The sequence below is a fragment of the Kitasatospora indigofera genome, from assembly GCF_014655955.1.
In the GTDB taxonomy this organism is placed as follows: Bacteria; Actinomycetota; Actinomycetes; order Streptomycetales; family Streptomycetaceae; genus Kitasatospora; species Kitasatospora indigofera.
Genome location: NZ_BNBO01000026.1, coordinates 62744 through 85551, shown reverse-complemented (window position 1 = coordinate 85551; position 22808 = coordinate 62744). Strand labels below are relative to the sequence as shown.

At 74.3% G+C, this 22808-nt stretch carries 17 protein-coding genes; 5 read left to right on the top strand and 12 right to left on the bottom strand.

The window, feature by feature from the left end:
- Window positions 1-109: 109 nt before the first annotated feature.
- The 5 genes from IE329_RS22130 (at window position 110) to IE329_RS22110 (ending at window position 9442) form a co-directional block, all read left to right on the top strand.
- Window positions 110-1549, top strand: a complete 1440-nt coding sequence (locus tag IE329_RS22130; RefSeq protein WP_190212685.1) for a helix-turn-helix domain-containing protein — start codon at window positions 110-112, stop codon at window positions 1547-1549.
- 853 nt (window positions 1550-2402) lie between these two features.
- Window positions 2403-3242 (top strand): FAD binding domain-containing protein, encoded by an 840-nt coding sequence (locus IE329_RS22125; protein ID WP_190212684.1) that lies wholly within the window; start codon window positions 2403-2405, stop codon window positions 3240-3242.
- Window positions 3239-6010, top strand: a complete 2772-nt coding sequence (locus tag IE329_RS22120; RefSeq protein WP_190212683.1) for a molybdopterin-dependent oxidoreductase — start codon at window positions 3239-3241, stop codon at window positions 6008-6010. Before IE329_RS22125 ends, IE329_RS22120 begins: the two co-directional genes overlap by 4 nt.
- Before the next feature lie 156 nt (window positions 6011-6166).
- On the top strand, window positions 6167-7786 hold the full coding sequence (locus tag IE329_RS22115) for a CehA/McbA family metallohydrolase (RefSeq protein WP_190212682.1): 1620 nt from the start codon (window positions 6167-6169) through the stop codon (window positions 7784-7786).
- Window positions 7787-8092: 306 nt separating this feature from the next.
- Window positions 8093-9442 (top strand): acyltransferase, encoded by a 1350-nt coding sequence (locus IE329_RS22110; protein WP_190212681.1) that lies wholly within the window; start codon window positions 8093-8095, stop codon window positions 9440-9442.
- Window positions 9443-9633: 191 nt separating this feature from the next.
- On the opposite strand, the gene IE329_RS22105 is transcribed toward IE329_RS22110, so the two are convergent.
- The 12 genes from IE329_RS22105 to IE329_RS22050 form a co-directional block, all read right to left on the bottom strand.
- Window positions 9634-11199: a pectate lyase family protein gene (locus tag IE329_RS22105; protein ID WP_190212680.1), complete on the bottom strand. Its 1566-nt coding sequence runs from the start codon at window positions 11197-11199 to the stop codon at window positions 9634-9636.
- A gap of 975 nt (window positions 11200-12174) precedes the next feature.
- Entirely contained in the window at window positions 12175-12966 is a 792-nt protein-coding gene (locus IE329_RS22100; RefSeq protein ID WP_190212679.1) for a DUF3050 domain-containing protein, read from the bottom strand.
- Between the two features lie 97 nt (window positions 12967-13063).
- Window positions 13064-14038, bottom strand: a complete 975-nt coding sequence (locus IE329_RS22095; RefSeq protein WP_190212678.1) for an alpha-ketoacid dehydrogenase subunit beta — start codon at window positions 14036-14038, stop codon at window positions 13064-13066.
- Window positions 14035-15027: a thiamine pyrophosphate-dependent dehydrogenase E1 component subunit alpha gene (locus IE329_RS22090; protein ID WP_229927653.1), complete on the bottom strand. Its 993-nt coding sequence runs from the start codon at window positions 15025-15027 to the stop codon at window positions 14035-14037. Before IE329_RS22090 ends, IE329_RS22095 begins: the two co-directional genes overlap by 4 nt.
- Complete coding sequence (locus IE329_RS22085) at window positions 15024-15959, bottom strand: phytanoyl-CoA dioxygenase family protein (protein WP_190212677.1); 936 nt, start codon at window positions 15957-15959, stop codon at window positions 15024-15026. The genes IE329_RS22090 and IE329_RS22085 overlap by 4 nt, the downstream gene beginning before the upstream one ends.
- 107 nt (window positions 15960-16066) lie before the next feature.
- Window positions 16067-17062, bottom strand: coding sequence for a 4-hydroxyphenylpyruvate dioxygenase (hppD, locus tag IE329_RS22080; protein ID WP_190212676.1), 996 nt, complete (start codon window positions 17060-17062; stop codon window positions 16067-16069).
- Between the two features lie 37 nt (window positions 17063-17099).
- Window positions 17100-18398, bottom strand: a complete 1299-nt coding sequence (locus IE329_RS22075; RefSeq protein WP_190212675.1) for a beta-ketoacyl-[acyl-carrier-protein] synthase family protein — start codon at window positions 18396-18398, stop codon at window positions 17100-17102.
- Complete coding sequence (locus tag IE329_RS22070) at window positions 18395-20014, bottom strand: class I adenylate-forming enzyme family protein (protein ID WP_190212674.1); 1620 nt, start codon at window positions 20012-20014, stop codon at window positions 18395-18397. Before IE329_RS22070 ends, IE329_RS22075 begins: the two co-directional genes overlap by 4 nt.
- Before the next feature lie 179 nt (window positions 20015-20193).
- Complete coding sequence (locus tag IE329_RS22065; RefSeq protein WP_190212673.1) at window positions 20194-20847, bottom strand: hypothetical protein; 654 nt, start codon at window positions 20845-20847, stop codon at window positions 20194-20196.
- A complete protein-coding gene (locus tag IE329_RS22060; RefSeq protein WP_190212672.1) occupies window positions 20844-22022 on the bottom strand; it encodes a beta-ketoacyl-[acyl-carrier-protein] synthase family protein in 1179 nt (392 codons plus the stop codon). The genes IE329_RS22065 and IE329_RS22060 overlap by 4 nt, the downstream gene beginning before the upstream one ends.
- Window positions 22019-22372 (bottom strand): acyl carrier protein, encoded by a 354-nt coding sequence (locus tag IE329_RS22055; RefSeq protein ID WP_190212671.1) that lies wholly within the window; start codon window positions 22370-22372, stop codon window positions 22019-22021. The genes IE329_RS22060 and IE329_RS22055 overlap by 4 nt, the downstream gene beginning before the upstream one ends.
- A complete protein-coding gene (locus IE329_RS22050) occupies window positions 22369-22650 on the bottom strand; it encodes an acyl carrier protein (protein WP_073926500.1) in 282 nt (93 codons plus the stop codon). The genes IE329_RS22055 and IE329_RS22050 overlap by 4 nt, the downstream gene beginning before the upstream one ends.
- Window positions 22651-22808 lie beyond the last annotated feature (158 nt).

Here is a 22808-nt window from a genome sequence, read left to right as displayed (position 1 = left end):
TGTTAACTTGACGCTTAATCAGACTTAAGCGCGGGGTTAATGTAGGGCACCCCTACGCGTCGGGCAACGGTGCGGGGAAGAATGCGAGCGAACGACGAAGGAGGCGGCGATGACCCAGCGGACCGGGACGGACGGTGCCGGAACGGCCGCGGCCGCGGTGGACGAGGAGTCACCGGCCGACCGGCGGGACGCGGCCGCCATCGGGGCCCGGGTCCTCCGGCTCCGCCGCGAACGGGGCCTCACCCAGCGGAAACTGGCCGAACCCGCGTACACCGCCGCCTACGTCTCCACCCTGGAGGCGGGCCGGGTCAAACCCTCCGAGCCGGCCCTGCGGCACCTCGCCGAACGGCTCGGCGTCACCTACGACGAACTCGCCACCGGCCGCCCCGCCCACCTGGCCACCGAACTGCGGCTCGCCCTGACCGAGGCGCACGGCGTCCTGGCGGCCGGGGACACCGCCGACGCGGCCGGACGCTTCGCCGACTGCCTGGACCGGGCCCGCCGGCACGGCCTGACGGCCGTCCAGCCCGCGGCCCTGCTCGGCCTCGGCGAGTGCGCCCTGGAGAGCGGCCGGCTCGACCTGGCCCGCGAACACTTCGAGGAGGCCGAGCGGCTGCAGGCCGGCGAGCCGCTGCCCCGCCGTGCGGCCGCCGTCCGCGGGCGGGCCGTGGCGCACCTGCTGGCGGGTGAACTCCGTTACGCCTGCTACCTGCTGGAAACCGCGATCGACCGGCTCAACGAGAGCGGACTGCACGACCCGGACGCCCTGCTGCTGCTCTACTCGGCCGCCATCGGGCCCTACATGGACATGGGCGCGCACGCCCGCGCCGCCCAGGCCGCCGAACTGGCCCTCGCCCTGGCGCCCGGCGCCACCGACCCCGCGCTGGTCGCCGGGATGCACCGCAGCGTCGCCCGGACCCTGATCGCCGAGGGCCGCACCGCCGAGGCCGACGTCTCGCTCGCCAAGGCCCAGGAGCTCTACCAGGGGCTGCGGCTCAGCGCAGACCTCGCCAAGTGCCACTGGATGCGCGGATACGTCCACGCGCAGGCCGGCGAGCTGGAGCGGGCGGAGAGCGAACTGCGCACCGCCCGGGCCATGCTGGCCTCCCGGCAGGCGGCCCTGTTCACCGACCAGGTCGAGGTCGAACTGGCGGACGTGCTGCGCCGCCGGGGCCGTACGGACGAGGCCGGTGAACTGCTCGGCAGCCTGCTCGGCCGGATCGGTCCGGAGCGCGGCGCCGTCCACGCCGCCGGGGCGCACCGCCTGCTCGGGCTGATCGCGGAGGACCGCGGCGACGCCGAGGCCGCCGAGGAGCACTACGTCAACGCCCTGTCGCTGCTGGAGCGCGCCGGAGCCGCCGGCGACCTGGCCGACCTCTGCCGGCTGCTGGGCGACCTGCTGCGCCGGACCGGCCGGGTCGAGGCGGCGCTGGACGTCTACCGGACCGGCCTCGGACACCGCGCCGCCCCCGGGACGACCACGCTCGGGCCGGCCCCGGCGGCTCCGCCCCTCGGAGCCGGCGGCTCGCGGGCGGCCCGGCGCGCCTAGCGTGCCGACACCGCGGCCCCGGCCCGGCCGTACTCCGGGAGGGTGCACCCGAACGCCTCGGACGCCGGTGCGGGGCGTTGCTCCGGAGGGGGCAACGCCCCGCCCGGTGCGGACCGGAGCCCGCGCGGGGCAGGAGACCCCCGCGCCCGGGCTGCGGGCCACGGCCGTGGTGCGTCCGCCCGGCGGGCGGCGATGGCTCCCCGTCGCCCGTTCGGGCAGATGGCCGGGAGCCGGCCGGGCGGAACCGGGGTTGCCGGTCCGGCGCGGCGCTGAGTCAATGAGCCGGGGGTGACCAGCCAGGGGGGCGCAGCACGCCCCCGCCCGGGGGCCTCACCGACAAGGAACGCAGATCATGATCCTCAACAGTGGCCTTCTCGGCCTTCTCCAGCCCGTGGCCGATGCCGTCGCCAACCTGCTGTACGCGGTGGCCGACCTGCTCTAGGGGCGGACAGGCCCTGGGCCTGGGCGTACAACGGGTCGACCGGCCCACCGTGGTGGGCCGGTCGACCCCGCGTGCGGGGTGCGTCGCCCCGGCGTCCGGTGGGTTCCGGTGCCGTCCGCCACCGGGGTGCGCCCGTCCGCGCCGTGCCGTCCGGTCCCCCCTGCCGTGCCCGCCCGCGCCGCGCCGCCCGATGCCGGACGCCGGGCCGATCACGCCGCACGCCTTGCATGAGCAAGGTTAGTGCGAGTGGCCACATCGCAGATGCGAGGCCACCGGCGGTCCGTCCCAGCTGGTCGATCCTCCAGCCGGGCGGTGGATCACTGGTGCTCGACACCACTCGTTCCCGCTGCCGGGCGTTGCTTCAATCGCCGTAACGAGCCGCTACCGAGCTGCCGAGGACGGTGGGACAACGTGGATCTGAACACGGTGCTGGAGGTGCGCGACGCCCGCAGCGGCGGCGCGTGGCAGCCCGGTGACGCCTGGCTGGGCGGCGGCACCTACCTGTTCTCCGAGCCGCAGCCGCACCTGCGGCGGCTTATCGACCTCAGCCGGACCGGCTGGGAGCCGCTGCAGATCACCCCCGGGGGCGGCCTGGAGATCGCCGCGACCTGCACCATCGCCCAGCTCTCGCGGTTCGCCCGCAACGCGTCCTGGACGGCCCGGCCGCTGTTCGAACAGTGCTGCCGGGCCTTCCTGGCCTCCTGGAAGATCTGGAACATGGCCACCTTCGGCGGGAACCTGTGCAACTCGCTGCCGGCCGGCCCGATGATCTCGCTGGCCGCCGGGCTGGACGGGGTCGCCCTGCTGCGCGCCCAGACCGGGGCGCTGCGCCGGGTGCCGGTCGCCGACTTCGTCGTGGGCGCCGGGCGCAACCTGCTGAAGCCCGGTGAACTGCTGCGCTCGGTCACCCTGCCGGCCCGGGCCCTGGCCTGCCGGACGGCTTTCCGGCAGGCCTCGCTGTACGGGCTGGGCCGCTCGGCCGCGCTGATCACCGGCACCCTCGACCCGGTGGACGGGACCTTCACGCTCACCGTCACCGCCTCCACGGTGCGGCCGGTCCAGCTGCGGTTCGCGACGGCGCCGAACGCCGAGGCGGTGCGCGAGGCCGTCGAGTACGCCGTCCGCCCCGACGAGTACTTCGACGACATCCACGGGCTGCCCGCCTGGCGCCGGCACATGACCTTCCGGTTCGCCGAGGAGATCCGCCGCGAACTGACCGAGTCCGAGACCAGCGAAGGGGCCGGACGATGAGCTTCTCGATCCGCGTCAACGACCAGCCGTTCGAGGAAGAACCGCGACCGGGCCAGTGCCTGCGCACCTACCTGCGCGACCGCGGCTGGTTCGGCGTCAAGAAGGGGTGCGACGCCGGCGACTGCGGCGCCTGCACCGTGCAGGTCGACGGGCGGCCGGTGCACAGCTGCATCTACCCGGCGGTCCGCGCCGACGGCCGCGCGGTGACCACCGTCGAGGGCCTCGCCCGCGAGGGCGGCGAACTGCACCCGATGCAGCAACGGTTCCTCGACGCCCAGGGCTTCCAGTGCGGCTTCTGCACGGCCGGCTTCCTGATGACCACCTCGGCCCTGGACGAGGAGCAGCTCACGGACCTGCCGCGGTCGCTCAAGGGCAACCTCTGCCGCTGCACCGGCTACCGGGCGATCGAGGACGCGATCCGGGGCGTCAAGCACGCCGAGGAGCCGTGCGCCGGCCAGGCGGTCGGCCGCAGCCTCGGCGCGCCGGCCGGCCCGCAGGTGGTCACCGGCACCGCCCGCTACACCTTCGACGTCGAGGTCGAGGGCCTGCTGCACATGAAGCTGCTGCGCTCCCCGCACCCGCACGCCCGGATCCGCTCGATCGACACCACGGCCGCGCTGCGGGTGCCCGGCGTGCACGCCGTCCTCACCCATCACGACGCGCCGGCCAAGCTCTACTCCTCCGCCCGCCACGAGCACCCCACCGAGGACCCGGACGACACCCGGGTGCTGGACGACGTGGTCCGGTTCGCCGGCCAGCGGGTCGCGGCCGTGGTCGCCGACACCGAGGGCGCCGCCGAGGAGGGCTGCCGCCGGATCGTCGTCGACTACGAGGTGCTCCCGTTCGTCGTCGACCCGGAGGAGGCGATGCTGCCGGGCGCGCCGGTGATCCACCCGAAGGGCCCCGAGTCCCGCATCTTCCGCGCCCAGGACAACGTCTGCGGCGAGGTGCACGGCGAGATGGGCGACGTCGAGCAGGGCTTCGCCGAGGCCGACGTGGTCTACGAGGAGACCTTCCGGACGCAGCGGGTGCAGCACGCCAGCCTGGAGACCCACGGGTGCCTCGTCCGGTTCGAGCCGGCCCCCGGCGAGGACGGCGAGCCGGAGCAGGAGCGGATCGTGGTCCGCTCCAGCACCCAGGTGCCGTTCCTGACCCGGCGCGCCCTCTGCGACCTGTACGACCTGCCGATGGAGCAGGTCCGGGTGGTCGCGGGCCGGGTCGGCGGCGGCTTCGGCGGCAAGCAGGAGATGCTGACCGAGGACATCGCGGTGCTCGCCGCGTTGAAGCTGCACCGCCCGGTCAAGCTGGAGTTCACCCGCCCCGAGCAGTTCTACGGCGCCACCACCCGGCACCCGTTCAAGATCACGGTGAAGCTCGGCGCGAGGAGCGACGGCACCCTGACGGCCATCCAGTTCCGGGTGGTCGCCAACACCGGGGCGTACGGCAACCACGGCCCCGCGGTGATGTTCCACAGCGTCGGCGAGTCGATGGGCGTGTACCGGGCGCCCAACAAGAAGGTCAACGCCTACTCCGTGTACACCAACTGCGTGCCCGCCGGTGCCTTCCGCGGTTACGGGCTGGGCCAGGTCACCTTCGCCTTGGAGTCGGCGATGGACGAACTCGCCCGCCGGCTGGGGATCGACCCGCTGGTGCTGCGCGAGAGGAACGTCATCGGCCCCGGCGAGCACATGGAGGGCCCGCTCGGCGAGGAGGAGGACCTGCACATCGCCAGTTACGGCCTGGACCAGTGCCTCCAGGTCGTCCGGGACGCGCTCGCCGACGACAGCAGTGCCGAACTCGCCCCCGAGGGATGGCTGGTGGGTCAGGGCTTCGCCATGGCGGCGATCGCCTGCGGTCCGCCCGGCGGGCACATCGCCGACGCCACGGTGAAGCTGCTGGAGGACGGCACCTACGACATCGCGGTGGGCACCGCGGAGTTCGGCAACGGCACCACCACCGTGCACAAGCAGATCACCGCGGGCGCGCTCGGCACCACCGTCGACCGGATCGGCATCCGGCAGTCCGACACCGACGTGGTCAAGCACGACACCGGCGCGTTCGGCTCGGCCGGCACGGTGGTCGCGGGCAAGGCGGTGATGAAGGCCGCCAACGCCCTCGGCGAGCAACTCCTCACCTTCGCCGCCGAGTACACCCGCACCCCGCGCAGCCTGTTGCGGCTCACCGCCGACTCGGTGGAGTGCGAGGGGCGGCCGGTGTCGCTGAAGGAGATCTTCGCGGCCGCGCGCGCCGAGGGCGTCGAGCTGAAGGCCGACGGGTACTTCGGCGGCTCGCCCCGGTCGATCGCCTTCAACTCCCAGTGGTTCCGGATCGCGGTCGACCCGGACACCGGGGAGATCAGGATCCTGCGCAGCGTGCACGGGGCCGACGCGGGCAAGGTGATGAACCCGATGCAGTGCCGGGGCCAGGTCGAGGGCGGCGTCGCGCAGGCGCTCGGCGCGACCCTCTTCGAGCAGGTGCTGCTCGACGAGGACGGCCAGGTCACCACGGCCGCCTTCCGCCGCTACCGGCTGCCGGCCTTCGCCGACGTGCCGCGCACCGAGGTGCACTTCAGCGAGACCTCCGACGCCATCGGCCCGCTGGGCGCCAAGTCCATGAGCGAGAGCCCGTTCAACCCCGTCCCGCCGGCCTTCGCCAACGCGCTGCGCGACGCCACCGGCATCCGCTTCACCGAAGCGCCGTTCCTGCGGGACAAGGTCTGGCTCGCCCTGGAGGAGGCCCGGACGGGCCGCCCGGTGGCGACGGGCTGAGCCCGGCCGGGGCCCGGAACGACGTCGCCCGGCTCCCTCGCGCGGTGCCGGCCCGGGTGCCCTCGGTCACCCGATCGACCGACTCCCGCCGGCCCCGCCTCGCCCGGGGTTCACCGGCCGGGGTAGGGAGAGGGCGGGACGACCGGGAGGGCCGCCATGACCGACGAACGGGTACGGGACGATGCCGGGGACGGGCCGGCGATCGACCGCCGGGGCCTGCTCCGGGCGGGCGCGCTGGCCGGCGCGGTCACCCTGGCATCGGGGGTGACCGCCGCCGCGGCCGCGGCGGAACCCGGCGGCGCCGCCCGCGCCGCGGGCGACGCGGGGCCGGCCGGTGGCGAGGCGGCCGTCGTGCTGACCGGCCGGCTGGACACCGGCGCGGCGGACTTCGTGCACCTGCCCTTCGACGTCCCGGCCGGGGTCCGGGAGATCGCGGTCTCCTACTCCTACGACCGGCCGCCCGTCCCGGCCGGGACGCCGGGGAACTCCTGCGACATCGGCATCTTCGACGAGCGCGGCACCGAACTCGGCGGCCGCGGGTTCCGGGGCTGGTCCGGCGGGTTCCGGACGTCCTTCGCGATCAGCCGTACCGAGGCCACCCCCGGTTACCTGCCGGGCCCGGTGCGGCCGGGGCGCTGGCACGTCGTCCTCGGCCCGTACCAGGTGGCGCCGCAGGGGCTGGAGTACCGGGTGGAGGTGACCCTGCGGTTCGGGGCGCCGGGGCCGGAGTTCAAGCCCGCCTACCCGCCGGAGCGGGCCCGCGGCCGCGGCCGCGCCTGGTACCGGGGGGACTGCCACCTGCACACGGTGCACTCCGACGGGCGGCGGCTGCCGGCCGAGGTGGCGGCAGCCGCGCGCGAGGCCGGGCTGGACTTCATCGTCTCGACCGACCACAACACGCCTTCCGCGCACGGCAGCTGGGGCCCTTCGGCCGGGCCCGACCTGTTGGTGATCACCGGTGAGGAGGTCACCACCCGCAACGGGCACTGGCTGGCGCTGGGCCTGCCGGCCGGCCGTTTCGTGGACTGGCGCTACCGGTCCCGCGACGAGGCCTTCCCGCGGCTCGCCCGGCAGGTCCGGCGGGACGGCGGCCTGGTGGTGCCGGCGCACCCGTACTGCCCGTACGTGGGCTGCCAGTGGAAGTTCGGCTACCAGGACGCGGACGCCGTCGAGGTCTGGAACGGCCCGTGGACGTACGACGACGAGTCGGCCGTCGACGGCTGGGACGCCGGGCTGGCCGAGGCCCTCCGGCAGGGCCGGTCGTGGCTGCCGGCCGTCGGCAACAGCGACGCGCACAGCGCGCCGCAGGTCGTCGGCACCCCGCACACCGTGGTGCTGGCGGACGACCTGACCCGGGACGACGTGCTCGCCGGCATCCGGGCCGGTCGCAGCTGGATCGCCGAATCCGCCGCCGTCCGGCTGGAGTTCACCGCGACCGGGGCCGGCCGGCAGGCGGGTGTCGGTGAGCGGCTCGCGGTGCCGGCGGACGCGCCGGTGGACGTCCGGCTCACGGTGTCGGGGGTGCCGGGCGGCACGGTGCGGTTCCTCACCGACGAGGGGCAGATGCACCAGGAGTCACTGCCGGCCGACGGTGCGGGCACGGTGGTCTGGCGCACGACGGCCTCGCTGGCCGGATACGTCCGCGCGGAGGTCCGCCACCCCAGGGCCGACGGCACGCCCGGGCGGGGGAACAGCATGGGCCCCGAGCTGCCCTGGGGCCCGATGGCGGCACTCACCAACCCGGTCTTCCTCGGGGTGCCGCCGGAGGGCCGCTGAGCCGGGGTGCCGCCGCTGGTCCGCCGAACCGCCGGCGGCCCGGCACGCGCCGGGCCCCGCCCGACCGGTGCGCCCCGCCGTAGCCCAGGGCCGCCGGCCGGCTGCCGGACCTCCCCGGCAGCCGGCAGGGAAAAGGCCTAGACCACTGGCCCTGCGGGTGACCGCTGCCCTATCGTTCGAGGTGATCGGAACCCACCCGCCCGGCGGCCCGTCGAGGCGCCGTCCCCCCCGGCACGGTACGGCTGTTGGCGCGCCCCGGACCCGGCCGCCGCCGGGCACCCATGCCCCGAAGTGGAGCCCCGCACCATGAGCGCCTGGCCACAGTTGCGTGAGTCCCGTACCGTCCGCGCCGGGCAGGCCCCGGGCACGGTGGTGCGCTGCGGGCTGGTCGACACCATGCTGGCCGACCTCTCGGTCTCGGTCGTGTACTTCTTCGAGCAGGCCCTGGACGAGGAACGCCTCACCGCCGGGCTGGCCCGCGCCCTGGAGCGGCTGCCGGTCTTCGGCGGCCGGCTGCGGACGGCCGACGGACGGCTGGAGATCGTCTGCGACGATTCCGGTGTGCCGGTGGACAGTTACGACCTGGACGAGACACTCGCCGAGGCGATGGGCCGGGTCACCATGCCCACCGCGCGGCTGGTCGACCCGGTCGAGGCCTCGGCCGCCCGGGCGGGCGGCCTGCCGCTGTTCACCGTCCGGGTCAGCCGCCTGGCGGGCGGGGGCACCGCGCTCGGCTGCTCCTGGCACCACGCGGTCGGCGACGTGCAGACCTTCATGCTGTTGATGCGGACCTGGTCCGCGGCGGTCGAGGGGACGGAACTCCCGCCGGCCGAACTCGTCCAGGACCAGGACGCCTTCCTCGACGAGGTGCTTCCGGCCGGGGACTGCGGACGCCCGGGATTCCGCCTGCCCGGCCCGGAGGAGGCCGCGCTGCTGGGGCGGGAGGTGGCCGGCGCGCTGCGGGCCAACCGGACGGTCCAGGTGTACTTCGGCCAGGCCGAAGTGGACCGGATGCGCCAGGAGCTCAGTGCCCAGGCCGGCCGGAGGCTCTCCTCCGGCGACGTTCTCTGTGCCCATGTGGTTTCCTCCGTGCGGGAGTTGGATGCCGACGCGGAGGTCAGATGGCTGACCGTGCCGGTCAACGTCCGGCGTCCGCTGGGGCTGTCCGCCGGTCTGGTGGGCAACCTGCTCAGCGAGATCCACCTGCCCTGGGCGCCGAAGGAGGGTACGGCCGCGCTCGCGGAGGCGCTCCGCGGGGCGGTGGAGGAGTTCACCGCCGAGCACCTCAACCTCCGGGCCAACCTCCGGTTCCTGGAGTCGATCGGACGTGAGCGCTTCGCCGACTGCGTGCCGCTCGGGTTCGACCCGGAGCGGCGCAGGTTCACCTTCTCGAACTGGAGCCGGTTCGGTGCGTACGACGTCGAGTTCGGAGGGCGGCGCCCGGTGTTCTTCAGCCCGGCCGCCAACCTCCCGCTGCCCTGGGTGTCCTGGATGGTCGAGGGTTTCGAGGGCAGCGGGTACCTCTTCACCGTCGTGCTGCCCGCCAAGCTGGCCGGGCGCCTGCGCGGGGCGGAGGGCCGGGCCGTGCTGCACCGGTTCCGCGATCCGGCCGACGTGCTCCCGGCGGCGGCCGGATCCGTTCCCAAGGTCGTCTGAATCAACGTCAGGATCGTTGTTCGATCCGGAACATGCTCACGGCAACGCAGAGGGACGGAGGGGCGCCGGCTGACCTCGTGCCAGGCGGACGACCTGAGGACCCAGGCCGTGCCTGCTCGGTCACCGTGCCCCTCCGCCCGGGACTTCCGAGATCCCCGACGGGGCCGGTCCCGTGCTACGGGACCGCGCCGCTACCCTGCGTAGGTCTCGAACTCGGCGACCTTCGGCGTCCCGGTCGAGCTGGTGATCTCGAAGGTGATCTTGCTCAGCGAGGTGCGGGGGACGGTGATGGCGCCCGCACCGCTGCCGGAGGTCAGAACGGCGCCGGTGTCACCGTTGAGCACCCGCCAGGATCCGATGCTGCCCGCGGAGCCCGCCGCCTCCCGGATGTTGAGGCCGGCCACGGCGGTGGGGGAGGACCACTTGACCGAGACGGAACCGGTGGCGCCGGCCGGCGACCAGAAGGTGCTCAGGTTGCCGTCCTTCACGTTGCCGTAGCTCGTCCCGGCGGCCTTGCTGGAGCCGTCGGCACCGGCGCCGATGCTGAGGTTCGTCCCGCCGGGCTGGGTCGGGGTGGACGTGGGGCTGGACGTGGGGGTGGTGGTGGGGCTGGAGGTGGGGGTGGTCGGGGTCGGTGACGGCGTCTGCGGCGTGCAGGTGCCGTTCGACACCTTCAGTCCCTTGTTGGCCCCGGCCGTCTGGGTCACGACGTCCGGCACGCAGGTGGCCGCGTCGAGGCTGAAGGAGTAGGGGACGCTGACGGTGGCGGTGGACTTCACGTCGGGCCCGGCGGGGTTGTTGTCGGTGCCGGGGCTGGACCAGGTCACGTTGTCGAAGATGTTGCCGGCGACCTGCCAGTATCCGGCCGCACTGGTGTAGAAGGTGCCCAGGACGTCCTTGGAGTCCTTGAAGTAGTTGTTGTCCACCTTGGCGTGGGCCCCGGCCCGGGAGTTGATCCCGGACTCGTTGAGCTTCACGTAGTAGTTGTTGTAGATGTGCGCCGTGCCGCCACGCAGCAGGGGCGCGCGGGAGTCGATGTTCTCGTACAGGTTGTGGTGGAAGGTGATGAAGCTGTTCGAGAGCTCGGTCTCGCTGGACCCGATGAGGCCACCGCGGCCGGAGTTGCGCAGGGTGCTGTAGGACAACGTCACGTACTGGGTGTTGTCCTTCATGTCGAAGAGCCCGTCGAACCCTGCCGATTCGCCGCCCGACGCCTCCAGGCTGGCGTGGTCGACCCAGACGTTGCGCACGTTCGTCTCCATGCCGATGGCGTCACCACCGTTGGAGATCGGCGAACCCGACTTCTTGACGTTCTTGACGGTCACGTTCTGGATGATGATGTTGCTGGACTCCCTGATGTGGATGCCCAGTTGATCGAAGACGGCGCCGCTGCCGACGCCGACGAGCGTGACGTTGCTGATCTGCTTGAGCTCGATGACGCCGGCGGCGGTGTTGCAGGAGGCGCCCGACACCTTGTCGGTGTTGGCGTGGTTGATGGTGCCCTCGACCTCGATGACGATCGGGGTGCTGGCGCTGGCCCGGCCGCACAGGGCCGCATGGATCGCGGTCCCCGTGGTGGCGCGCACGGTCTGTCCGCCCGCGCCGCCGGTGGTCCCACCGTTCTGGGTCGCGTAGCCGGTGGCGCTGCCGGTCGCCGCGGCCGATGCCGAGGGCATCGCCACCAGCACACCGGTCGTGGCCGCAAGGGCCGCCGTGGCGAGCGTCGCGCAGAGCCGCAGGGCGACTGGTCGTCTCATATCCGTCTCCAGATCCGTTGTCCGACTCCGAGTGATGGTGCTGCGTACGTGCGACGGCCCTGCCGACGGACCGCCGGGACCACGGGCCCGTCGCCGGGCGGGCCCGTACAGGTCCCCGTTGTGAGCGCGCTCCCCGACGCCACCGGGCCGGCGTCTCCGCCGGAGCCCGGCCCCGCGAGGCCGGAGACCACTACGGAAGGTCACCGCCGCCGGTCACCGCGGCCGGCGCCGCGGCAGCGGCAACGGACGGTGCGTCGCGTCTTCGGCATGACGTGCACCCTTCGTTCCGTAGCGGGTCGACCACCTGCGCCGAGCCCCGCACCGGCATCGGCCCATGCGGAAGTCGCGGTCGACGCCGTGACGGCCGCACCAACCGGAACGTGGCTTGCGAGGGGAAGTGTCTCTGTCCGCGAGCGTAGGTCCGGGTCTGACGGACTGACAAGGTTCTGGTCACATATGGAATTTGTGCCGTCCTCTCCCGGATGACCTTGCCGTACGGTCTTGGTGGGACTACAAGGATGTTTTTCCTGCAAAAAAGCCAGTAGGCAGTAAATCCTACGGCTCAAGCCGTATTCGACGGTTCGATCGTCACGGGTGCTGCGACTGGAAAAGTTCAAGATGTCGAGCATTATTCGAGGATGTGAACATATATGGGTACTCTGCTGCTCCTGTGGTGATGCTGGGAAGACGTGACGATCAATCAAACACAAGACCCAGTAAGGGCCTTGTGGTCCTGGGTGCGGCGGGGCCAGGTCTGCCCGGCCGCCTTCCGGGGCGAGCGCCGGGGGGTCCGCGCAAGTGAGTGCCGAGCCGCACGGCCGCCATCCCTGGTGGTCGTCGAGGTCCCGAAGGTCGCTTGCCGGCCGTCGATCTGTCGTGCGGTCGGACAGGTGTGGGCGCGGTGGAACGGCTGACGGGGCCGGCGGCCCGGGGTGGGCGGCCGGCCCCGTCGGGGCTGGGCGAAGGGGCGGCGGGTCAGCCGGCGAAGGCCGCCTCGATCGCCGTCCAGAGCTGCACCCGGGCCCGGAGCGCGGTGCGGACGGTCTCGGCGCAGGCCTCCCACTTGGCGGTGTCGTCGCCGCAGAGGTCGATCAGCATCTGCATCGCCATCGGTGTGTGCTGCTCGCCGTCCACCTCGATGTGGCGGGCCAGGTAGTCCTTGAAGGTGGTCAGGACGCCGTCGGCGTCGTCGATCTTGATGACCTGGGCGAACATGTCCGGGATGAGGTCCTCCCGGCCGAAGGCGAAGGCCGCCGCGCGGCAGTGCACCGGCGCGTTCTCGATGATGCCCCAGGTGGTGCTGGTGAAGTCGACGGCCGCCTGCGGCACACCGGCCGCCCGCAGCGCCTCGGGCACGGGGGTGCCGGAGCGCAGCAGCGCCAGGAAGGCCTCGACCGGTGCGGGGTCGGCGCCGGCCTGCCGCATGCCGTCCACGTACAGCTCGAAGTGGCTGATGAAGCCCTCGCCGAGTTCGTCGCTCTCCTCGACGAGCACGATCTCGTTGATCAGGCGGCGGCTGGCGGTCGGGCCGGACGGGACCCACGGCACGTCCACGCTGGTCAGTTCGCGCTGCAGACTCTTCAGCAGCGACATGAAGTCCCAGACGGCGAAGACGTGCCGGTCCAGGAAGACCCGGACGCGGTCGAGGCTGTCGAGCCCGCCGTAGACGGTGTGCTCGACCACCTCGCGGCGCAGCGGCTCGATGGCCTGCTGCAGGCCGGACAGGCCGGGGTGCGAACGGTCCCAGTGGTAGCGGTTGTTGGACATCTGAGGGCTCCTCGGGGCAGGCCCGGCTCGGGTGCGGGCGGGCGTGGGGGGTGTGTCCGGTGCGGTGCGGAGCGCCGATTCTGGCAGGACCGGTGAGTCAGCGCCACGGATTCTTCACAACTGACCTGACGGCGTGCAGGAGTTGCTCGCGTCCGGGCTGGAGCGCGCGGTCCAGGGCCGGGGCGAAGGGCAGCACGGCTCCGTCCGGCCGGGTGATCCGGCGCGGTGGGGCGGTCAGGCGCATCTCCTCGGCGGCGGTGGCCAGGATCTCGGCGCCGATGCCGCAGCTGCGGTTGGAGTCGTCGATCACCACCAGTCGGCCGGTGCGCTCCAGCGAGGCGGCGAGCGCCGCCCAGTCGAAGGGGTGCAGGGTGCGCGGGTCGAGGACCTCGACCGAGATCTCGCCGGCCAGCTCCTCGGCCACCGCGAGCGCCTCGTGCACCAGGTGGCCCACGGCGACGACCGTGACGTCGGTGCCCGGCCGGTGCACCCGGGCCGAGCCCAGCGGGACGGGCGCCAGCTCCCAGGTGACGTTCTCGCGGACGCCGAGGACGGCGGCCGGCGCGAAGACGACCACCGGGTCCGGGTCCCGGACCGCCGACAGCAGCAGGCCGTAGGCGTCGGTCGGGGTGGCCGGCACCACGGTCTTCACCCCGGCGTGCGCGAACAGGCTGTACGGGTGGTCGGAGTGCTGGCCGGCCCAGCCGTCCCGGGAGCCCGAGCCGGGCACCAGGCAGGTCAGCGGGACGCCGGTCTGGCCGCCCGTCATCAGCGAGAACTTGTGCGCCTGGTTGACGAGTTGCTCGAAGACCAGGAAGAGCAGCGCGGGGATCTGGAACTCGATCACCGGCTTCCGCCCGGCCAGCGCGGCGCCGACCGCCATGCCGGTGAAGGCCTGCTCGGACAACGGGGTGTCCACCACCCGGCCGGGCCCGAAGCGGTCCAGCAGGCCGAGGGTCGGGCCGGCCAGGCCGGCGCCGATGTCCTCGCCGAGCACGAAGACCGCCGGGTCCTCGGCGAGGGCGTCGCCGAGTGCCCGGTTGAGCGCCTTGGTGTACGAGAGCTTGCTCATGCCACCGCCCCCGCCCGTGGCCGCAGCCCGTCGGCGTACAGGTGGTCGCAGGCGCCGGCGGGGTCGGGGTGGTCCGAGGCGAGGGCGAACCGTTCGGCCTCGGCCAGCTCCGCGTCGACCGCGGCGTCGAGGCCGGCCCGCCGGCCGTCCGCCAGGCCGGCGGCCGCCCGCTCCAGCGGGTCCCGCGCGCGCCAGTGCTCGATCTCCTCGGTGGAGCGGTAGCGCAGCTTCATCCGCCGCTCCATGGTGTGGTGCCCCTCGAACCGGTAGGTCCGGCACTCCAGGAAGGCCGGGCCGCCGCCCTCCCGGGCCCGGCGCACGGCCAGTTCGGTCGCCTCCCGGACGGCCTCGGTGTCCATCCCGTCCACCTCGACGGCCGGGATCCCGAAGCCGGCCGCCCGGCCGGTGCCGCTGCCGGCCACCGCGGTCGCGGCGGGCAGGGTGGTGGCGTACCCGTTGTTCTCGCAGACGAAGAGGACGGGCAGTCGCCAGACGGCGGCCAGGTTGAGGGACTCCAGCAGGACGCCCTGGTTGAGCGCGCCGTCGCCGAAGAAGCTGACCGCGACCCGGTCCTCGCCGGCCTGCCGGGCGGCCCAGGCGGCGCCGACCGCGATCGGTGCGCCGGCGCCGACGATGCCGTTGGCGCCGAGGATGCCGAGCGAGAGGTCGGCGGCGTGCATGGAGCCGCCCCGGCCCTGGTTCAACCCGCCTACCCGGCCGCAGAGTTCGGCGAGCAGCCGGCCCGGGTCGGCGCCCTTGGCGAGCACGTGGCCGTGGCCCCGGTGGGTGCTGGTGATCCGGTCCTGCGGGCGCAGCGCCGCGCAGACGCCGACCGCGACGGCCTCCTGGCCGATGTACGGGTGGATGCCGCCGGTGATGGCCCCGGACTTCACCAGGCCGAGCGCCAGCTGCTCGAAGCCGCGGATCAGCCGGAGCATCCGGTAGCGGCCCTCGGGGTCGGCGAGGTCCGGCAGGTGACGGTCTGTCACAGTGCGCCCCGCCAGATCGGCGGGCAGATGTCCGGGTCTGCGTAGTCGGGCCGCCCGTCGGGGGTGCGGCGGACCACCACGTCGTGGTTGTAGACCACCGGGCTGCCGTCCGGCCGGGTGTGCCCGCGGTACTCGTTGGCGCCGTCCTGGAGGTGCAGCGAGACGGCCCGGCGGGGGTCGGCGGCGAGGTTGGGACCGCTGCCGTGGTAGGTGCGGCAGTGGTGGAAGCTGACGTGGCCGCGCGGGATCAGCATCGGGATCTTCCGCACCTGCTGCCCGTTGAGCCGGGCGTTCTCGGCCAGCAGTTCCTCCAGCTCGGAGCGGTCGCGCTGGGCGAAGTGCCGGCTGGAGTCCTCGCCGGAGTCGAGTTCGCGCCAGCGGTGGCTGCCGTCGACCATGGTGATGGTGCCGTTCTCCTCCCCGCAGTCGTGGAAGGGGATGAAGGCGGTGAGCATCCGCTCGGAGGTGCTGGTCTGCCAGTAGTGCCGGTCGAAGTGCCAGGGCACCTGGTTGCTGGGCTCCTCGGGCACCGGCGGCTTGTAGATCAGGGTGGCCTGGAAGATCCGGATCTCCTCGGCCCCGGCGAGCAGCGCGGCGACCGCCCCGAGCAGCGGCTTGCGCAGGATCTCGCCGATCGCGTCGCTCTCGTGGTGCACGTAGTCGTTGTGGCGCTGGACGGGCCCGTGCGAGGGCTCCCAGGCGGCGAGGTTCGGCGGCCGGACCGCCAGGGTGCGGTCGCGGTGGCCCTCGTAGTACTTATCGGTGGCCGCCTGGAGGGTGTCCAGCTCCTCGTCGGAGAACAGCCGGCGGGAGAGGTACCAGCCGTGCTCCAGGTAGCCGGCCACCTCCTCGGGGGTGGGCAGCAGGGCGCGCTCGGCGTCGGTGAGCCGGAAGGTTGCGTGCGGGGTCGTCGTCACGTGCGGGCTCGTCATGGGCCGGGCCTCCTCGTTCGGTCGGTGCGTGCTCGGATGGCGCGTGTGCGGGCGGTGCGTGGACGGGCTGTCCGGCCGGAGTGCCGTGGTGGGCCGGACGGGCGCCGTCAGACGGAGGCGGTGGCGTTCTGCCGTTCGACGGCCTCGTACAGGGCCTTGATGTTGGCGGTGCCGAAGGTCCCGGCGCCCTGCCGCTCGATGAGTTCCAGGAAGAAGGTCCGCCGGGAGTGCACCGAGCGGACGAAGATCTGGAAGAGCTGGCCGCCGTGGTCCTGGTCCACCAGGACGTCGAGCTCGCGCAGGGTCTCGACCGGGATCGCCGTCCCGCCGAGGCGCGCGGTGAGGCCGTCGTAGTAGGCGGCCGGGGTGCTGAGGAACTCGACGCCGCGCTCCCGGCAGGTCCGGACGGCGGCGGCGATGTCCCGGGTGCGGAAGGCCAGGTGCTGCACGCCGGCGCCCTCGTGCGCCTCCAGGAAGGTGTCGATCTGACCCGGCCGGCGGGTGGTGTCCGGCTCGATCAGGGTGAAGGTGACGGCCCCGGAGCCGCTCTGCACGACACTGGAGTCCATCCCCTGCTCGCCGACCGAGATGTACTCGCCGAAGATCCGGTGGAAGCCCAGCGCGGCCTCGCAGAACTGCACGGCGGGGGCCAGCTCGCCGGCCGGGACGCAGATCGCGACGTGGTCGAGCGCCTCCAGCAGGTGCTCGGACGGGGCCGCTCCGGCCTCGGCCGGGGCGTCGGCGACGAACCGCAGGGCGACGTCGCCGAAACCGGCGACCAGCCCGCCCGCGCGGTCCAGCACGACCGCGCCGTGCCGCTCGGCGCGCTCCAGCGCGGCCTGCGGGTCGGCGCAGCCGAGCGCGATCACGGCGACGCCGTCCCCGTGCCGGGCCACGAACCGCGCGACCGGGTGGTCGGGGTGCCCGGCCGAGCTGAGCCGCAGCCGGATCGCGCCCTGGTGCAGGTGGACGGTGTGCAGGCCGGGCTGCGGTGCCGGCTGGTCGGCGTCGGGCGTGAAGCCGAAGCCCGCGCCGAGGTCGGCGGCGGACCGGGTGGCGTCCGCACAGTGGTACTCGACATGGGTGATGGCCTGGATGGACAACGGATCTCCCCGGACTGAAGGTCTGACTGGTGGACCGCTACTTCGCGGCGCAGGTGGACGGCGGGCCGAAGATCAGGCTGATGTTGTGGCCGCCGAAGGCGAAGGCGTTGCTGAGCGCGGCCCGCAGCGGGACGGCCCTGGCCCGGCCGCGCACGTGGTCGAGGTCGCAGCCGGGGTCGGGGCTCTCCAGGTTCGCCGTCGGCGGCAGCAGGCCGCGGGCCACGGCCAGCGCGGTGACCGCGGCCTCGACGGCTCCGGCGGCGCCGAGCAGGTGGCCGGTGGACCCCTTGGTGGAGCTGACGGCGGGCTGGTCGTCGCCGAAGACGGTGCGCAGCGCGGTCGCTTCGGCGAGGTCGCCCAGCCTGGTGCCCGTCCCGTGGGCGTTCACGTAGCCGATGTCGGCGGGGGCCAGGCCGGCGTTGGCCAGCGCCGAGCGCATGGAGTCGGCGGCGCCCTCGCCGTCGGGGCGCGGCATGGTCGGGTGGTGCGCGTCGGTGGACGCGCCCCAGCCGATCAGGTCGGCGTAGCCGGCCGCGCCCCGGGCGTCGGCGTGGGCGGTGCGTTCCAGCACCAGGACGGCGCTGCCCTCGCCGAGCACGAAGCCGTTGCGGCTCCCGTCGAAGGGCCGGCTGGAGCGCTCCGGGTCCTCCCAGCCGTGGGCCAGGGCACGGGCGTTGGTGAAGGCGGCCGCGATGGTCGGGTGCAGGGAGGACTCGCTGCCGCCGCAGACCACCACGTCGGCGTCCCCGGCGCGGATCAGCCGCAGGCCCTCCGCGACGGCCTGGGCGCCGGCCGCGCAGGCCGTCACGACGGCCGAACTGTAGCCCCGCACACCGTGCTTGATGGCGATCCGGGCGGCCGCCATGTTGGACAGCATCCCGGGCAGCAGGTACGGGCTGACGCCCGGCCGCCCGCGCTCCAGCCGCTTGTGCGACTGCTGTTCGAAGGTCTCCAGGCCGCCGCCGCCGGTCGCCAGCACCACCGCGACCCGGCGCGGGTCGGCGTCGCGGCCGACCACCAGGCCCGCGTCGGCGAGGGCGTCGTCGGCCGCGGCGAGGGCCAGCAGGACGAAGCGGTCCACGCAGCGGGTCTCGGTCGGCGGCAGCACCTCGCGCCCGTTGATCGCGGGGGCGGTGCCGGCCGCCTCCAGCCAGCCGTGCGCGGCGTGGCCCTCCGGCAGGGCCCGGATGCCGGAGCGGCCGGCGGCCAGCGCCTCGAAGACCTCGGCGGGCTTGCGGCCGACCGGCGTGACCAGGCCGATGCCGGTGATCACGGCGCCCGGCCTGGCCCGCGCGGAGTCGGCGGCGGGGGCGGCCCGCCCGGGTACGGGAGTCACCGGGCGGCCACCGAGTCGAGGTACTGCCGGCGCAGCAGCACCTTGCGGACCTTGCCGGTCGGCCCGAGCGGGATCCGGTCGCCGTCGACCACCAGGACCTGGCGGACGGTGGCGGCACTGTGCTCGTCGAGCGCGGCCGTCACCTCCTTGGTGCGGTCGGTCGCGGGGTCGGCGCCGGCGGTGAGCTGCAGCAGGATGTCGGTGACCACCCGCTCGCCGTCCTTGACCGCGACCACCGTGCAGTCCACCACCTCGGGGCAGGCGGCCAGCACCCGCTCCTCCGACATGGCGGTGAACAGTCGCTTCCCGTCGCCGAGTTCGACCGAGTCGACGGCCCGGTCCACGTGGTACCAGTAGCCCTCCTCGTCCCGGTACATCAGGTCGCCGGTGAGGAAGTAGCCGCGCACCCTGGTCCGGAAGGTGGTCGCCGAGTCGTTCCAGTAGCCGAGCGCCAGGGTGGGCGAGGTGGTGCCCAACTCGCCCACCTCGCCCGGGCCGAGGGGCTCACCGTCGGGGCCCAGCACCGCGCAGTCGACGAACGCGTGCGGGCGTCCGACGCAGCGGCCGTACCGCTCGGTGCCGGGCCCGTGGGTGATGAAGAAGTGCGAGTGGCCCATCTCGGTCGAGCCGAGCCCGTCCACGAACAGCGAGCCCGGGGTGCGGCCGCGGCCCTGCCGGGTGACGGTCTCCCGCGAGCCGGTCGCGATCAGCCGCCTGATGTGCACCTCGTGGGCGCAGTCCCCGGTGTTCCACCACAGGGCGACCGAGTCCAGCCCGCGCTCGGCGAGGTCGTGGTGGGCCAGTTCGGACCAGGTCGCGGCGAAGCCGATCACGCCGCGCGGCTGCCAGCTCTCGATCGCGTCGAGCACGCCCGCGCCGGCCTGCCGGGACAGCAGGGCGATCTCGGCCTGGGTGCTCAGTGCGAGGTTCACCGCGATCAGGGTGGCGGCGTGCGGCGCGGGCAGCGCGCTGAGCATCCGGTCGGAGCCCTGCGGGCGGGGCAGCGAGAGGCGGTGGCGGATCGCCGCGTACAGGCTCGCGTGCGAGTGCACGACGGCCTTCGGCATACCGGTGGTTCCCGAGGAGTGGGTGATCGCCACCGGGTCACCGGACCAGTGGCGGTACGGCTCGGGGGCCGCGTCCGGGTCGCCGGCGCCCAGGGTGGCGATCTCCGGCAGCGCGGGGGTGCCCGTCTCGTGCCCGGCGAGCGCCGTCAGGTGCTCCGCGTCGGCGAGGACGCCGGTGGCGCCGAGCCGGCTGATGTAGCGGGCCGCCCGCTCGCCGTCCAGGTTGGGGTTGAGCAGCGCGGGGATCGCGCCCAGCCGGGCCAGCGCCAGGAAGGACAGCACGTGGTCGGCGGCGTCGGTCGCGTAGACCACCACCGGGTCGCGCGGGACGACGCCGAGGGCGTGCAGCGCGGCGGCCCTGGCGCGGACGGCGCGGTCCAGCTCGCGCAGGGTGAAGGGCTGCCAGGCGGCGTGGTCGTCCACCGGGGTGTCGAAGGTCAGCAGTGGCTCGTCCAGGCCCACGCCCAGGGCGATCCTGCTGGTCAGCACGTTGCCGGCGCCGACCTGCGGATCGTCCGCCAGGAGGCTGCGGATGCTGCGGATGCTCACGGTGATGGATCCCTCCCATGGCGCGGGCCATGTTGGTGCGAGATGCGGCGTGCGGGAGCCGCTCGGGGCGGGTGACGGGTGTGCGGCTCGGTACGGGGTGGCTGCGGTGCCGGCGGTGGTGCGCGGGCAGGGGCTTCGGGCTGGGCTTCCCGGGCTGGGGGGCCGGGGCTTCGGGCGGGTCAGGCGAGGGTGACCAGCAGGGCGACGGCCGTGTCGCCGTGCGGCGGGGGTGCGGCGGGCCAGGACCTGCCGCCCGGGTGGGGCTGCTCGTCCGGACGGGGTGGTCCGGGCCGCGCGGCAGGTCCGGGCTGCTCGGCTCCTTCGGGCGGTGCGGTTTCGTCGGCCTGCTCGGCGGCGATGACGAGCACCTGGTCGGCGTCGCCGTCCGAGAGGAGCAGCGCCGCCAGTTCGAGGGCGTCCGGCGGGACTTCGCCCGGGACGCTCCCGGGTGGGCTGACGGCGACCACCGGGCCGGTCAGCTTCCAGCGGGCGGCGACCAGTCCGAGCACGGCGTTGGGGTTGGACTGGAAGAACAGCAGCGGCGGGACCCGCCGCCCCGACGCCGCGGCGGCGTCGATGGCCCGGGCGGTGGCGCGGTCGCCGCCGCCGCTGGCCAGCAGCAGCGCCGTCCGGCTCGGGGGCCGGTCCGGGGCGTCGGCAGGCCCGAAGTGGGCCCGCAGGCAGCGTTCGGCGGTCTCGGCGACCAGCGGGCTGAAGCTGGAGGCGGCGAACCCCGGGAGCGGGGGCAGCGCCGGCGCGGCCGCCCGGCCGGAGTCGTCCAGGGCCTCCGGGCCCGGCCAGCGGCCCTCGGCGAGGATGTGCAGCCGGCTCACCTGGCGGCCACCAGGAGCGCCGTGTTGGCGCCGCCGAAGGCGGAGTTGAGGCTGAGCGCGTACCGGGTGGCGGTCTCGCGCGGGCCGTCCAGCACGAGGTCCAGGCCGAGGTCCGGGTCCGGGCCGAGCCAGCCGGCGTTCACCGGCAGCAGGCCGTCGCGCAACGCCCCCACCGTGACGGCGAGTTCGAGCAGGGCGGACGCCTCCAGCGCATGCCCGTGGACGGACTTGCTGGAGCTGACCGGGAGTTGCTCCAGGTGCCGGCCGAACACCCGGCGCAGGGCCAGGGCCTCGGCCCGGTCGGCGAGCGGGGAGCCGGTGCCGTTGGCGTTGACGTACCCGACCTCCGCCGGGTCGACGCCGGCCCGGGCGAGCGCCGATCCGACGGCCCGGGCGAGCCCTTCGCCGTCCGGGACGGGACGGCAGACGTGGTACGCGTCCCCGGACCGGCCCCAGCCGGCCAGCCGGGCCAGCACGGGTGCCCCGCGCCGTTCGGCGGACTGTTCGGCCTCGACCACGACGGCCACCGCGGCGTCCCCGAGCAGGGTGCCGCTGCGCCCGGCGCTGAACGGCCGCAGCTCGCCGTCCCGGGCCAGCGCCCGTCCGGCGTCGAAGGCGGCGAAGACCCCGGGCTCCACCAGGTGTCCGGCCGCGACCAGCACGCGGGCGTGCCGGCCCGAGGCGATCAGGGCCGCGGCGTCCGCCACGGCGGTGCCGGCCGCCACGCAGGCGCCGGTGTACACCCGGGTGACGCCCGGGACGCCCCAGCGGCCCGCCACCGATTCCGCGACCCGCGCGGCGACCTCCGTGGTGCGGAGGTCGCTGTGCAGGGCCAGCAGCAGCGGCATCGGGGTGCCGTCGGGCGAGGCGGCGCCGTCCTGGGCCACCGGGTGCGGGTCCGGGTGGTCCGATGCGCCGGGTACGTCGTCGAGGCCGGCCTGCCGGCAGGCGTCGGCGATGACACCGGCCACGGCGACGCCGAGCGGTAACGGGTCGGGCAGCAGGGCGGCCCGGCGGGTCCGGCGCCCGGTGGCGTCGAAGCGGCGCACCTCGGTGAAGCCGGTCCGGCCGTGGGTGACCGCCGCGGCCAGCGGGCCGGGGCCGGGGCCGCAGGCGCTGAGCACGCCGAGGCCGGTGATCACCGGCCGGGCGGCGGGCGGGACGTTGGCGCTCATGGCCGGGCGGCCCCGGCGGGCGGCGCTTCGGCGGTCGCCCCGGGGCCGGTCGCCCCGGAGCCGGACGCCTTGCGGCCGGCAGCCTCGGAGTGCGCCGGGCCCGAGCCGGCCGGGCCGGCGGCGAGGACGGCCGCGCGCAGCACCTCGGTGGCGTCGTCCACCGTCCGGATCGTCTCGAAGCGCTCGTCCGACAGCTCCAGCTCGATGTCGAAGCGCTGCTCGAACTCCGCTATCAGCCATGTCAGTTCGAGCGAGCCGAGGGTGTCTTGGACGGCTCCGGGGGACCGCTCTGCGAAGGTGGCGAGCATCGCCAGGACGTCCGTCCGGTCCGGCGGTGCGAGCCGGGTCATGCGGGGCTGCCGGAGGTCGCCGGGGTCGCGGCGGCGGCGATCCGCGCGGCCACGTCGGCGGTGAACTCGTCCAGGGTCATCAGCGCGGTGCCCTCCATCTCGTCCAGGTCGAACTTCACCCCGAACTCGTCCTCGACCTGCACCGACAGGTCGGCCAGCGCGAGCGACTCCAGGTCCAGCCCGGCCGGGCCGAGGTCGGTGTCGCCGGTGACCTCGGACACGTCGTACTGCATCTCGGTCAGTGCCGCGAGGACGAACTCACGGATCCGGTCCTGCATGGTGGGCTCCTTGGGGGGTGCTGTGCGCCGGGGCACGGTGTCGGGGGGCAACGCGGGTTCGGGGGAATGCGGGCCCTGGGCGGGCCGGTCCGGGACGAGCCGGTTCGGCGGCAGCCAGGTCGGGGGAGGGCAGCTTGGGGAGGGGCAGGGGTTCGGGC